The organism is Acidobacteriota bacterium, assembly GCA_018268895.1.
GTDB lineage: Bacteria > Acidobacteriota > Terriglobia > Terriglobales > Acidobacteriaceae > Edaphobacter.
This window is the reverse complement of sequence record JAFDVP010000012.1, coordinates 307681-320877: the sequence shown is the minus strand read 5'-3', so window position 1 is coordinate 320877 and position 13197 is coordinate 307681. Positions and strand designations below refer to the sequence as shown.

The window sequence follows — 13197 nt, the reverse complement described above, 5'->3', positions numbered from 1 at the left end:
GCAACTTACTACACGAGGATGACTTCGATTCCCGAAGTCTTCAGGGCTTCGACTGTTTCCGGTTTGGCGCCGGTATCGGTGATGACCATCTGGATCGCTGTGGAGGGAACGATGAGCGCAAGGCTCTGCCGATTGAACTTTGTCGAGTCGCAGACTGCGATCACGCGCCGGGCCGATTTGACCATAGCTCGATTGACGCGAGACTCCAGAACGTTCGGTGTTGTAATTCCAACCTGAGGATCGAAGCCGTCTACGCCAAGGAAAAGAATGTCGGCGTGCAGCTCTCCCAACATCTCTTCAGCAAGTGGTCCTACAAGCGACGCCGAATTTTTCCTCAGCGTGCCGCCGGTCAGGATGACCTCAAAGTTTGTGCTGGCCAGGTCTGCTGCAATGTTCAGCGCGTTCGTTACGACGGTAAGATGTTTGAACGCACGAAGCGCTCTGGCAATGGCGGTCGTCGTTGTTCCAGAATCCAGGAGAACACATTGCCCTTCACGAACCATCTTCGCGGCTGTGTCAGCGATGCGAAGTTTTTCCTTGAGCTGCTGCCGCTCCTTGACTTGCAGCGATGGGTCGAGCAGAGAGTTGGACTGTGGAGCCAGTGCTCCGCCATGCGTCCTCTGAACCAGCCCGCGCGCTTCCAGGTCGTCTAAATCTTTCCGGATGGTGATTCGCGAGATCCCCAGGCTGTCAGAGAGTTCCGACACCAGGACCCGGCCTTCCTGCTGGATGCGCGCAAGTACATGTTGCCGCCGCTCCTCGATCAACATCGTGCCGGTCTCTTTACCGGTTCCAGGACCTTTTCGATTGGCCATTTCGCGTCTTTCTTCTAGGTGATTTTTTATATGAAATATGATCCTTCCGGATCATCTTACACATTCGTCCGCTGCATGACGCCCATTGTTGGAGCGTAAAAACGTCAGCCCCGGGCGTTCCGATGGGTGCCTTCTTCCGATAACTATTCCGCTCGATCGTAGTTCAGGCTCTGGCCCAGCCACCGCTGGACCTCTTCCACGCTCATGCCCTTGCGCTCGTGGTAGTCGACAACCTGATCGCGATCGATCTTGCCCAGGCTGAAGTAGCGCGAGTCGGGGTGCGCAAAGTAAAGCCCGCTGACGCTGGAACCAGGCCACATTGCAAACGACTCCGTAATCACCATGCCGGTGTTGGCCTGCACATCGAGCAGGCGCCAGATCGTGCCTTTCTCGGTATGGTCCGGGCAGGCCGGATAGCCTGGGGCCGGACGGATGCCGCGATACTTCTCGTGAATCAGGTCCTCGGGACTCAGCTTCTCGTCAAGACCGTAGCCCCACTCGTCGCGCACGCGCTTGTGCAGGCATTCGGCGAAGGCCTCAGCCAGACGGTCGGCGACGGCTTCGGCCATGATGGCGTTGTAGTCGTCGTTCTCGGCGCGGAAGCGGTCGCATAGCTCTTTCAGGCCGATTCCGCTGGTCACGGCGAAGGCGCCGATGTGATCGGGCAGCCCCGTCTCTTTCGGTGCGATGAAGTCGGCGAGCGAGCGGCAAGGCTCGCTTCCTTCGCGGTTCGCCTGCTGGCGAAGGAAGTGGAATCGCTCGGAGACATTGCTGCGTGCGCTATCGGTGTAGAGCTCGATGTCGTCACCGACGGCGCTAGCCGGGAAGAACCCGTACACGCCGCGCGCCGTGATGAGGTTCTGCTCAATGATGCGGTCGAGTAGCCTGTTGGCGTCGGCGAAGATCAGCCGTGCCTGTTCGCCTTGCTCCTCATGATCGAGGATGCGAGGGTAGACGCCCTTCAGCCCCCAGGCGTGGAAGAGGGGCGACCAATCGATGAACTCCCTGAGCGTTGCCAGGGGGAACTTGTCGAGCACGCGTACGCCGGTGAACGCTGGTGCGGGGATGTCTTCGGTGCGCCACTCGATCGGAGTCCGCCGCGCCCGCGCTGTCTCAAGAGAGACAACCTGCTGAGCCGGGGCTGCGTGGGCCTTGCGGAGCGCTTCGTATTCGGCGCGATGTTGCGCAACGAAGGACTCCTTGCCCTCGTCGCTCAGAAGGCTTGTGGCCACGGGCACTGCGCGGCTTGCATCCAGCACATGGACGACCGGCTCGCTGTAATGCGGCGCGATCTTGACGGCCGTATGTCTTCGGCTCGTGGTCGCTCCGCCAATCAGCAGCGGAAGTTTGAAGCCCTGGCGCTCCATCTCGCGCGCGACGTGCACCATCTCGTCGAGCGATGGCGTAATCAGTCCGCTCAGGCCGATCAAGTCGACCTTTTCCGCCTTGGCGCGCTCGAGGATCTTCTCGCAGGAGACCATGACGCCCAGGTCGATCACATCGTAGTTGTTGCAGGCGAGCACGACGCCGACGATGTTTTTTCCGATGTCGTGAACGTCGCCCTTGACCGTGGCGAGCAGGATCTTTCCCTGCGCCTTGACCACCTCTCCCGCAGCGGCGAGCGCTGCTTTCTCCGCTTCCATGTAAGGCGTAAGGTGGGCCACGGCCTTCTTCATCACGCGGGCGGACTTCACCACCTGCGGAAGAAACATCTTGCCCGCTCCGAAGAGATCGCCGACGATGCCCATGCCATCCATCAAAGGGCCTTCGATGACCAGCAGAGGGCGGCCCAGCTTGACGCGCGCCTCCTCTGCGTCGGCTTCGATGTACGTGTCGATTCCCTTGACCAGCGCGTGAGCAAGGCGCTCTTCCACCGTGCCGTTACGCCACTCCTCAGCCTTCTTTTCAGCGGACGAAGAGCCGGCGCCAGCGGCCTTCAGCGCCTCGCCGTAGTCCACGAGACGTTCCGTTGCATCGGGGCGGCGGTTGAGAAGCACATCCTCAACCATCGTCTTCAGCTCAGGCTCAATCTCCTCGTACACCTCGAGCATCCCGGCGTTGACGATGCCCATGTCCATGCCCGCCGCGATGGCGTGATAAAGAAACGCCGAGTGCATGGCCTCGCGGACCTTGTTGTTGCCGCGAAAGCTGAACGAGATATTTGAGACGCCTCCCGACACTTTGGCGTGCGGCAGGTTGGACTTGATCCAGCGCGTCGCGTTGATGAAGTCGACCGCGTAGTTGTTGTGCTCCTCCATGCCGGTGGCGACGGTGAGGATGTTGGGGTCGAAGATGATGTCCTCAGGAGGAAAGCCGATCTCATCGACCAGAATGCGGTAGGCGCGCTCCGAGATGCGGATCTTGTCCTCGTAGGTGGCCGCCTGCCCCTGCTCGTCGAAGGCCATGACGACCACGGCGGCGCCGTACTTCAACACGGTCGCAGCGTTCTGGCGAAACTTCTCCTCGCCTTCCTTCAGCGAGATGGAGTTGACGATACCCTTGCCCTGAAGGCACTTCAGGCCTGCTTCAATGACCTCCCACTTCGAGGAGTCCACCATGAAGGGGACCTTCGCGACCTCGGGTTCGCTCGCCAGCAGATGCAGGTAGCGCGACATCGCCGAGACGCCGTCGATCATGCCCTCATCCATGCAGATGTCGAGCACGTTGGCGCCGTTCTCAACCTGCTGCCGGGCAACGCTGACGGCCTCTTCGTACTTGCCTTCCTTCACCAGCTTCGCGAACTTCGGCGAACCGGCGACGTTGGTCCTCTCGCCGATCATGATGTAGACGCCGGGCTGTTGGGTGAAGGGCTGCGATCCGGAGAGCCGGAGAGGCTTTGTCTTTATGCTCACGCCGCAACCTCGATCCGGCCGAGCTTGCGCGGGGCCTTGCCTTCGAGAGCCCTGGCAATCGCAGCGATATGCTCCGGCGTATTGCCGCAGCATCCGCCGGCGATGTTGATCAGGCCTCCGCGGGCGAAGTCGCCGAGGAAGCGGGCCATGTCGTCGGGCCCAAGGTCGAAACCAGTTTCCGATAGAGGATTCGGCAGGCCGGCGTTCGGGTAGCAGGAGATCGCCACGTCCGCCTTCTCCGAGAGCTCCTCGAGAAACGGATACATCAGGTCGGGGCCAAGCGAGCAGTTGAGTCCAACGGAGAGCGGCTTCACATGCTCGACCGCATTCCAGAAGGCCTCGGTCGTCTGCGCTGAGATCAGTGTCTCGCCGCCGCGTCCTACCGCAGCCGAGATCATCACCGGCAGCTCCTTCTTGTTCGCGGTGTAACCGTCCTCGTCGAAGACCTCGCGTATGGCAACCAGCGCTGCCTTTGCATTGAGCGAATCGAAGATCGTCTCGACGAGCAGCAGATCGGAGCCGCCCGCGATGAGCGCACGCACCTGCTCAGCGTAGGCTTTCTTTACCTGGTCGAACGTGACGACGCGAAAGCCGGGATCGTCGGCGTCGGGCGAATTCGACAGCGACACCGTCAGCGGACCGATGGCTCCCGCTACAAAGCGCTGCCGCCCCGTTGCGTTTCCTACGCGGTCGGCCCATTCGCGGCACTGCCGCGCCGACTGCTCGTTGATCTCGTTGGCCAGACCGGTCAGCATCGGATCTTCGATGATCTTCTGATAGAACTCCGGGTCCTTGCGGCCGCCGTGTTCGCGTGGGTCATCGACGAAGAACTCGCTCTGCGTGATGCTGGTCGCGCCAAAGGTATTGGTTTCGATAATGTCCGCACCGGCCTCCAGAAAGCGCCGATGGATATCGCAGATCATCTCCGGCTGCGTCAGCGAGAACAGGTCGCCATTGTTCAGCAGGTCCTTGGGCGCATTCTTGAACCTCTCCCCGCGGATGTCCTGTTCCTTCATCCCGTAGGTGCGGATCGTCGTTCCCATCGCGCCATCGATAATGGCGATACGGTCTTCAAGAATCTTCTTCAGCGGATGCGAGTTTGCATTGGTCATCGTCGGCTGCATTCAGATGGTACGAAGTTGCTGATTCTGCTTATCTTGGCGCTGTCCGCCACAGAACATCTACTTCATTATATCGATGCGCGACATGCGACGTCTGATGCAGGAGTCTTGAGACTCATCGTTCATTGCCGTTTATCATCCTGAACGAAGCTGCATGGTTCCACTCCATCTCGTCATCCTGAGCGGAGCGCCCTCTAATACTTTGTCATCCTGAGTGGAGCGTAGCGAAGTCGAAGGGACCTGCATTTCGAACCTTCCTCCACTGAGGATCTACCCGGCGGGGAAAGATGCAGGTCCTTCGACTCCGGGTTCGCTAAAGCTGCGACCCCTTCGCTCAGGATGACACGCTACTGTCTAGCCGCTTTCGACTACTTCACCAGGGCCATCCCGTCGGCATATTTGCCCGCGTCAATCAGCTTGTCCATCTTCCAGTTCGCCAGATCCACCACCGCAATCTGGTTTGAGAAGTTGCAGGCCACAAACGCCTTCTTCCCATCCGCGCTGACGACGACCTCAGAAGGCCCATCGCCGACATCGACCGTGTGCTCCACCTTCATCGTCTTCAGGTCGACGACGGCAAGCTGCTTCGCCCCGCGCAGCGTCACCAGCAGGTAGCGTCCATCGAGCGTGGAGACCGTACCGTAGCCCGCGCTCGACAGCGGAACCCACGTCTTCACCTTGTTCGTCACCGTATCGATCACCGCAAGCTGCGGCGTCTTCTGGTCCGCCGTAAACACCATGCTTCCGTCGCGCGAGATGGAGATGCGCTGCGTGTTCCCCGAGATCGGGATGATCGCGATGGTCTTCTTCGCCGGAATATCCAGCACCGAGACCGTACCCGGCCCTACGTTGGCCGTATAGCCGCGCCTGCCATCCTTCGAGAGCACCAGCATGTGCGACTGCTCCTGCCCCGTTGGAACTGAACCCACGATCTTCAGCGTCTTCGGGTCGATGATGCTCACTGACTTGTCCAGCTCCGTCGTGACGTACAACATGCCGTCCTTGCCGAAGATCGCGCAGTGCGGCCGGACGCCATGCCCGAAGTCGATGGTTCCCACGATTTTTTTCGACGCCAGGTCGATTACCGAGATCTGGCTTCCGTCCGTGCCCGCCCGCCCCACGCCTGCGTTGCCGTAGATCGGCACAAACGCGCGCTTGCCATCGGGAGAGACGGCAAGCTCATGCCCGGTGATGCCGCCAACCGGAATCGAGGCGACTACCTTGTCCGTCGCCGTATCGATCACCGAAAGGTTCGCATCCTTCTGGTTAGCCACCAGGAGCGTCTCCGCTCCCGCATACGCGCAAGCGCCAACCGCCAGCACGCTACATATTCCTGCCGTCAAAAAAAACTGTCTCTTCATCGCGCAGAAAGTATAGAAGCACAACAAGGCACACGTCAGTAAAAACTCCACGACGACTGAATCTCCCGCGCGCCGCCTATACTCAAAAGGCCATGCCTGAGCTTCCCGAAGTCGAAACCGTCGCCAACGGCGTTCATCTGCGCGTCCACGGCCAGACCATTGTCAGCGTGTGGACCAGCAACAAGCCGCAGACCTTCAAGTCGCCCCCTGCCGCGATCGCCGATGTGCTTACAAATGCGCGCATCGAGCGTGTCCACCGCGTCGGCAAGACCATCGTCGCCGACCTGAGCCGTAAATCCACCACCGCACAATTTCTCATCCATCTCGGCATGACCGGCCGCCTGCTCGTCTCCGCTCCAGAGACAGAGGTCCCGCCGCACACCCATGCCATCCTCAGCTTGAGCGACGGCAAAGAGCTACGCTTCGTCGACGCCCGCCGCTTTGGCCGCCTCTCCGTCTCGACCGAGGCGTACACCGGCCCCGGCAAGGAGCCGCTCACCATCGGCCTCGAAGACTTCATCGCACTCTTCCGCGGACGCAAGACTCCCATCAAAGCCGCTCTGCTCAACCAGTCGCTGCTTCACGGGGTCGGCAACATCTACGCCGACGAAGCCCTGCACCACGCCGGCATCCGCCCCCGCCGCCACGCCGGACGCCTCACCCGCGATGAACTCGCCCGTTTGCGCGACGCATTGCAGAAAGTTTTAAAGAAGGCCATCAAGCTGGGCGGCTCGTCTGTCTCCGACTACGTTGATGCCGACGGCGTGGCAGGGTTCTTCCAGCTCCACCACCACGTTTATTCGCGCACCGGCGAACCGTGCCGTACCTGCAAGACGCCGATTGAACGCATCGTCATCGGCGGACGCAGCACCCACTTCTGCCCCAACTGTCAGAGGTAGTATCTGGCGAACACTGAGCACTCGTCGCAGCGAATATTGCTGAGCGCCAGTGTCAGGTTCAAAAAAGCAATCGGGAGCCGCAGAAATCTCTGCTTGACATCGAACGGAATATCCACAACCATATGGTTGTGGATAGATTAAACACAACCTTCGCGGCTTTGTCTGACCCAACCCGGCGAGCAATGATCGAACGGCTCTCTCGCGGGCCTGCCTCGGTGCATGGATTGACGGAACCGTTCTCACTGTCACAGCAGATGATTTCAAAACATATTGCCTATCTGGTGAGAGCGCGGATTGTGGTCAAGACGAAGCGTGGACGGGAGAGTGTATGCACGCTTAGGCCAGAGGCGATTAAGACAGTCAGCGAATGGGCGATGAACTATCGCCGGTTCTGGGAAGAGAGTTTCGACAAGCTGGATGTGGTTGTGAAGGAAATGAAGAAAAACGGAGGTTAGCGATGACAGCAAAGCCGGTTAGCGAAATTGAGCGGATGGTCGTTACGAGAATTTTTGATGCCCCACGCGAGTTGGTTTGGAAGGCGTGGACAGAGCCGAAGTACATCATGCAGTGGTGGGGACCGAAGGGCCTTACTGCGCCGGGTTGTGAGATGGATTTTCGCGTTGGAGGAAAACTTCTCTGCTGCATGAGGACCCCGGATGGGCAGGAGTTCTGGAATGCGGTTGAATACTACGAGATCGTTCCGTGCGAGAAGATCGTTTCCTTGATGTACTTTTCGGATTCGAAGGGAAACAAAATCGATCCGGCGCAATTGGGAATAGAACACGAGGCTATCGACGGTGCGTACGATGTGACCCTCTTTGAGGATCTCGGAAACGGCCAGACGAAGCTTACCTTCATCGGCAATGAACCCATGGAGAGTGCTAAAAATAGCGGTCAAATGGACGGCTGGATCGAGATACTCGATAAAGTTGCGACAGTTGTTGCGGGGTTAGCATAGGCGCAATAAGGATGGCGGCGGAGGCCCGGTTAGACTGGGCTTTCGTCGCCTGGCTCTCCGGCAATCGGCCCTCTACTCAATGGTTGCCTTGAGGCCGCTGCACTCCTCGACCGCTGTTCGCAACTTGATAGGGCCTGACTGAGCGATTTCATTGTCTGCTGTCGATGCTTGTCCATGGAATCGGTCCATTGCGCTTGCGGCAGAGTCATCACGGACCTGCGCGCATCCTGATCGCGTACATACCTCGCGTGCAGTTCTTCACGAAGTGCGGCGTCGTTGCCGATTCCCCACTGTTTTAATAACGCATCATGCCGGGCTTCGACCGTCTTTTCCCAGGCTTCGTGCTGTGAAGCAATATCCTGCCAGCGTACAGCGATCGCAAGACTTAGAGCTATAGTGAGATAACCACGCACGCGATCTCCGCTCCTACAGCCCCGCAGCCTGCTCCGCGCTCACCGCCGAGCCGATCACGCGGTTCTCTGCGTTCTCTTTCACGATCTCGATCGAGTAGCCTTGCAGCGGACTCATCTTGACCATCTGCTGCATGTAGTCCTTGAGCATCGGCAGATCGACGTTGTCCACATAGGTCCCAGTAAGGAAGAACTTACCCGGCCCTGTCATATGGATCGAGCTAGCCGTCGCCGCGGCCAATGCCTTGTGATAGAGCCTCTTGAACTCAAGACATCTCTGGTCGCCCGCCTTCGCCGCCTCAAAGACCTCCTCCGGCTCCATGTCCAGAAAGCGCATACGCATCGAGCGATGGCCCATGATGCCCTCAAGGTGCCCCCTTCCGCCGCAACCGCAGAAAGCCTCCTTGTCGTCGAGCGTGACCACGGTATGCCCGCCCTCCCACACGCCGGCCGTGTGCGGATATCTTCCATGCCCGATACCCAGGCCGATGGTCCATACCCGGATCATCGAGTCCAGCTTGCCAAACTTCGCTGCCAGCCCCGCTGCAACACCGTCCGCATCGTTCAGCAGGGCGACCGGAGCTGCTATGCCGTGGTCGTGCAGCTTCATGCTGATCAGGTCGCGCAGCCTGGCGCCCTTGATCTGGGGAAGGTTCGGCGCTTCCTCGACAACACCGCTCTTCACCAGTCCCGGAACAGCGATTCCTACGGCATCGAGGTTTTTTTCGCCATTCGCAGCCCCAACAATCTGATTGCAGATCGTCTCGACCAGGGCATCGGTATGAAGCTCGACCAGAGCGCTGTAATCTTCTTCATCTTCAGGAAACCGCCGCAGCCCACCCACCAGCTTGTGGTCGATCACCAGCCCGGTGTGAATCTGCTCCGATAACGTGACCCCAACCGACTTTGCCATCGCTTCCTCTGCCCTGTCCCAGACTCCGCGTCTGCCGCCTTACGAGTCGAACTTGCTGACGCGGTTCAATCCATTGAAAGCAGCCACTTTATAACATTCCGCTAGCGTTGGGTAGTTGAAGACGGTATCCACGAAGTATTCGATCCTTCCGCCGAGCGCCATCACAGCCTGCCCGATGTGCAGCAGCTCGCTGGCCCCCTCGCCGATGATGTGAACGCCGAGGATCAGGTGGCTCCCGCGGTGGAAGATCAGCTTCAGGCGGCCAGTGGTGTCGCCGCGAATCTGCCCGCGCGCGATCTCGCGATAGTAGGCAACGCCAACCTCGTAGGGAACGTCCTCCTCGGTCAACTGCTCCTCGGTCTTGCCGATGAAGCTGATCTCGGGGATGGTGTAGATGCCGTAGGGGTAGAAGCTGGGGTTCGAGACGATGGTCTCGTCGCCGAAGGCGCGCGCCGCGCCGATACGGCCCTGCTCCATGGAGACGGAGGCCAGCGACGGGAAGCCGATGACGTCGCCTACGGCGAAGATGTTCGCGTTCTTGGTCCTGAAGTCCTTGTCGACGGGGATGCGTCCGCGCGAGTCGGCCTCGACCCCGACGGCGGCGAGGTTCAGCTCGTCCACATTGCCCTGGCGGCCGACGGCGTAGAGCAGCGCGTCTCCCTGTAGCTTCTTCTTGCTCTCGAGGTTGGCGACGACGGAGCCGTCGGGCATCTCCTCGACCGACTCCACCTCTTCGTTGAGCCGCATGGTGACGCGGGCGTCGCGCAGGTGGTAGCTCAGCGCCTCGACGATCTCCTGGTCGGCGAACTCAAGCAGGCGCGGCCGCCGCTCGATCAACGTCACGCGAACGCCGAGGGCGGCGAACATGCAGGTGTACTCCACGCCGATGACGCCGCCGCCGACGACGATCATCGTCTTGGGAAGGTTGGTGAGGTCGAGCACCTGGTCGCTGTTGATGATGGTCTTGCCGTTGATGTGGACCTTGGGTGAGCTGGCAGGCTTGGTTCCCGTAGCGATCAGAGTGCTCTTCGCCTCGTAGACGGCTGACCCGCGCGAGTTGGTCACCTTGATGTGCGTCGGGTCTTCAAAGCTGGCCACGCCGAGCAGCATCTCCACGTTATTGCGCGAGAGCTGGGCCTCGGTGACGTCGATCTCGGTCTTGATGACGTGCTGGACGCGGAAGGCGAGGTCGGCCATGGTGATCCGCTCCTTCACCCGGTAGTTCATGCCGTAGATCGACTTGTAGTTGTACCCGGAGAGATGGAGCACGGCCTCGCGCATCGTCTTTGACGGGATGGTGCCGGTATTGATGGAGACGCCGCCGACCACCTCGCGCATCTCGACCAGCGCAACCTTCTTGCCCATCTTGGAGGCATAGATTGCCGCGCGCTGTCCGGCCGGCCCGGACCCGATAACGATCAGATCGTACACACCGCTCATAAACTCCCAATAACCTGATGATTCTTTGGACCCTTAGCGACTCTGGCTACAGTTGGCGAACACGGTTCCAGCTACGTGAAGCGGCACACTGGCCCCCTGCCACAAGACCCCGAATATCTCGAATAATCTACGGCTCCCGGCGGATTCCTCAGCCCGAACGTCCCCGGCCTACCAATTCCGCCACTTCTGAGCCACACAGCCTAAAACTAACACATAGCGACCACCTGTTCGATCAACGCCCGCAGCTCAAATCCCGTCCACTACACTTAACGGCGTGCTGCGCTGCGCCATTACCGATCGAACCCTTTTTCCCGGCGATGAGCAGAAGAGACGAGCCGCGCTGATACAACAGGTGGCAAGATGGGCCGCCGAGGGAATCGGTCTCATCCAGTTGAGAGAAAAGGACCTTGGGCCCATCGAGCTGGCCGACATTGCCAGGCCGATGGTCGAGGCCATCGCCGCTCACCCCTCCACCCGGCTGCTGATTAATGGAAACCTGCGGGCTGCAATCGAGAGCCATGCCCACGGCGTCCACCTGCCCGCCAACTCGGTGCTTCTGCCTGCGGAGGTTCGCCGCCGCTACGCCGTGCACAGCCTGCCACGGCCCGTCGTCACCGTCTCCTGCCACTCGCTGGCGGAGATCCAGATTGCCCGGCGCAACGAGACGGATGCGATTCTGTTTGCGCCAGTCTTCAGCAAGACGGTTGGTGGCCATGAGGTAACTCCCGCCGCTGGCATCGAGGCTCTCCGTGCCGCCTGTGTGGCCGCCGCGCCGGTGCCTGTCTATGCGCTGGGCGGTGTTACTGAGGAGAACGCGCCCCTTTGCATCGAGGCCGGAGCCGCGGGCATAGCAGGCATCCGGCTATTTCATTGACGGCCTTCAGCCGCCAAACCTCTCATCCGCCGTAGGCCCGTAGAGAGACGGGACCGGCGCTTCATTCAAACGCAGGTAGACCGTCAACTGGCCGCGGTGATGCGCCCAATGGGCGAGCACACCGTTGAGGATGTTGATGTACCGCGACTCGTCCGAGATGAGGTGGCCGTGGGCCTTCAACTTCCAGTTCGTCATCAGGTGCTCGTCGGTGGTGGATTCGAGGGCGGCGATCCCCTTCTTCATGCTCTCGTCGAAGATGGCCAGCAGCTCTGCGGTCTTCTTCCACTCGATGGGCTTGTTCTTGTTCTCGCCCACGGGAGCGAAGTCCAGCTCGTCCTGGTTGATCATCATCTCGATCCACGATGGCATGGTTGCCACCAGCGAAGCGAGGTAGCCCATCTTCATCGACTTTTCATGCGGTGCCCAGTCGTTTTTTCCTTCTGGAACCCGCTCCAGCGCCTTGCGTGTTCCTGCCTCTTCACGCTTCAACTCTTCAAGGAAAAGAACCTTCAGCTTCATCTCGCACACTCCTTTTGCGTACCCGGCAAGCCTACAGACATGCTGCTGCCACCATGCTGTCAGCACGCTGGCAGAAATTTTCGCTAAACTCTGTGCCAGGAACCGGGCCCCGTCCGAATACTCTCCGGAGGAAACGCAATGCAAGGAGGCGCAGATGGCCTATCAGGTTTATGCAACCGTCACAGCAGCGAAGCAGGGAGTCTTCAAGGGCGACTCCACGCAGAAGGGCCACGAAGGCAAGATCAAGATCGACTCCGTTAGCTATGGCGTTGTTTCTCCCCGGGACGCGGCCTCAGGTCTCGCGACGGGTAAGCGGGTGGAGCAGCCAGTGGTGTTCTCCCTGAACTGGAACGCCTGCTCTCCGCAGTTCTTCGGTGCGGCGTACTCGAATGAGAACCTGACCACAGTCCTGTTTGAGTACTTCAGCTCGGACAAGACCGGGGTAGAGCGGCTCGACCACACGGTCAAGCTGACGAACGCCAGCATCGCGGAGATTCGCGAGGCTTACGCCGCAATGACGCCCACAGGCGCTGTCGATGGCAATGACGTGCAGACGGTCTCGCTTACGTTTCAGAAGATCGAGATCACGAACACCGTCGGCGGCATTACCGCAGTCGACGACTGGCAGCGGCCTGCTGTCTAGCTCTTTGCAACCGGCGCGCCGTCAAAGTGGAAGACCTCGGGGATGTTGAGCCAGCGCACTCCGGCCCTTGTGGCCTCAGGCAGGGGGACCTGCATGGGGTCCATGATCGCCCACCAGCGCTGCGTCTCGGCGTCGGCGGCCATCAGCTTCATGTCGGCGTCGAAATCGGAGCCGTGGTACTCGAAGTATGCGATCAGCAGATCGTCATGCAGAAAGATGGAGTAGTTGCGGATGTTGCACTTTTCGATCCGTGCCAGCACTCCGGGCCACACGTCGGTGTGGTAACGGATGTACTCCTCTTTGTCTTCAGGACGCAGTTTGATGATCTGGCTGTAGCGACGCATTGGGTTGAGGTAGCTCCTTTCGCATATTTGACCACGCCGCGACGAAGT

At 59.9% G+C, this 13197-nt stretch carries 14 protein-coding genes; 5 read left to right on the top strand and 9 right to left on the bottom strand.

The annotated features are described in order from the left end of the window. Positions 1–8: 8 nt before the first annotated feature. The 4 genes from JSS95_14985 to JSS95_14970 form a co-directional block, all read right to left on the bottom strand. Entirely contained in the window at positions 9–770 is a 762-nt protein-coding gene (locus JSS95_14985) for a DeoR/GlpR transcriptional regulator (GenBank protein ID MBS1801116.1), read from the bottom strand. 188 nt (positions 771–958) lie between these two features. Continuing rightward, positions 959–3667 (bottom strand): methionine synthase, encoded by a 2709-nt coding sequence (metH, locus tag JSS95_14980; GenBank protein ID MBS1801115.1) that lies wholly within the window; start codon positions 3665–3667, stop codon positions 959–961. Further along, positions 3664–4779, bottom strand: coding sequence for a homocysteine S-methyltransferase family protein (locus tag JSS95_14975; GenBank protein MBS1801114.1), 1116 nt, complete (start codon positions 4777–4779; stop codon positions 3664–3666). The genes metH and JSS95_14975 overlap by 4 nt, the downstream gene beginning before the upstream one ends. Before the next feature lie 377 nt (positions 4780–5156). Continuing rightward, complete coding sequence (locus JSS95_14970) at positions 5157–6149, bottom strand: beta-propeller fold lactonase family protein (GenBank protein MBS1801113.1); 993 nt, start codon at positions 6147–6149, stop codon at positions 5157–5159. Between the two features lie 92 nt (positions 6150–6241). Between JSS95_14970 and mutM the strand changes: the two genes are divergently transcribed. The 3 genes from mutM to JSS95_14955 all read left to right on the top strand — a co-directional run bounded on the left by mutM (position 6242) and on the right by JSS95_14955 (position 8006). After that, on the top strand, positions 6242–7048 hold the full coding sequence (gene mutM, locus JSS95_14965) for a bifunctional DNA-formamidopyrimidine glycosylase/DNA-(apurinic or apyrimidinic site) lyase (protein MBS1801112.1): 807 nt from the start codon (positions 6242–6244) through the stop codon (positions 7046–7048). Positions 7049–7170: 122 nt separating this feature from the next. Then, entirely contained in the window at positions 7171–7503 is a 333-nt protein-coding gene (locus JSS95_14960) for a metalloregulator ArsR/SmtB family transcription factor (GenBank protein ID MBS1801111.1), read from the top strand. A gap of 2 nt (positions 7504–7505) precedes the next feature. Then, positions 7506–8006, top strand: coding sequence for an SRPBCC domain-containing protein (locus JSS95_14955; protein MBS1801110.1), 501 nt, complete (start codon positions 7506–7508; stop codon positions 8004–8006). A 29-nt stretch (positions 8007–8035) separates the two neighbouring features. Here the strand turns inward: JSS95_14955 and JSS95_14950 are convergent, their stop codons facing one another. The 3 genes from JSS95_14950 to sthA are packed head-to-tail and all read right to left on the bottom strand — an operon-like array spanning position 8036 to position 10769. Further along, positions 8036–8419 (bottom strand): hypothetical protein, encoded by a 384-nt coding sequence (locus JSS95_14950; GenBank protein MBS1801109.1) that lies wholly within the window; start codon positions 8417–8419, stop codon positions 8036–8038. Between the two features lie 13 nt (positions 8420–8432). Further along, a complete protein-coding gene (locus JSS95_14945; protein ID MBS1801108.1) occupies positions 8433–9329 on the bottom strand; it encodes an ROK family protein in 897 nt (298 codons plus the stop codon). A gap of 39 nt (positions 9330–9368) precedes the next feature. Next, positions 9369–10769, bottom strand: a complete 1401-nt coding sequence (gene sthA / locus JSS95_14940) for a Si-specific NAD(P)(+) transhydrogenase (GenBank protein ID MBS1801107.1) — start codon at positions 10767–10769, stop codon at positions 9369–9371. A 352-nt stretch (positions 10770–11121) separates the two neighbouring features. On the opposite strand from sthA, the gene JSS95_14935 reads away from it, so the two are divergent. Next, the gene (locus JSS95_14935; GenBank protein MBS1801106.1) at positions 11122–11643 is read left to right on the top strand and encodes a thiamine phosphate synthase; all 522 of its coding nucleotides are present in this window, start codon (positions 11122–11124) and stop codon (positions 11641–11643) included. A gap of 6 nt (positions 11644–11649) precedes the next feature. Here the strand turns inward: JSS95_14935 and JSS95_14930 are convergent, their stop codons facing one another. Then, the gene (locus JSS95_14930) at positions 11650–12162 is read right to left on the bottom strand and encodes a damage-inducible protein DinB (protein MBS1801105.1); all 513 of its coding nucleotides are present in this window, start codon (positions 12160–12162) and stop codon (positions 11650–11652) included. Between the two features lie 154 nt (positions 12163–12316). Here JSS95_14930 and hcp point away from each other — a divergent pair, with 154 nt between their 5' ends. Continuing rightward, positions 12317–12805: a type VI secretion system tube protein Hcp gene (gene hcp, locus JSS95_14925; protein MBS1801104.1), complete on the top strand. Its 489-nt coding sequence runs from the start codon at positions 12317–12319 to the stop codon at positions 12803–12805. Here hcp and JSS95_14920 read toward each other — a convergent pair. Continuing rightward, a complete protein-coding gene (locus tag JSS95_14920; GenBank protein ID MBS1801103.1) occupies positions 12802–13149 on the bottom strand; it encodes an L-rhamnose mutarotase in 348 nt (115 codons plus the stop codon). The genes hcp and JSS95_14920 overlap by 4 nt on opposite strands. Positions 13150–13197 lie beyond the last annotated feature (48 nt).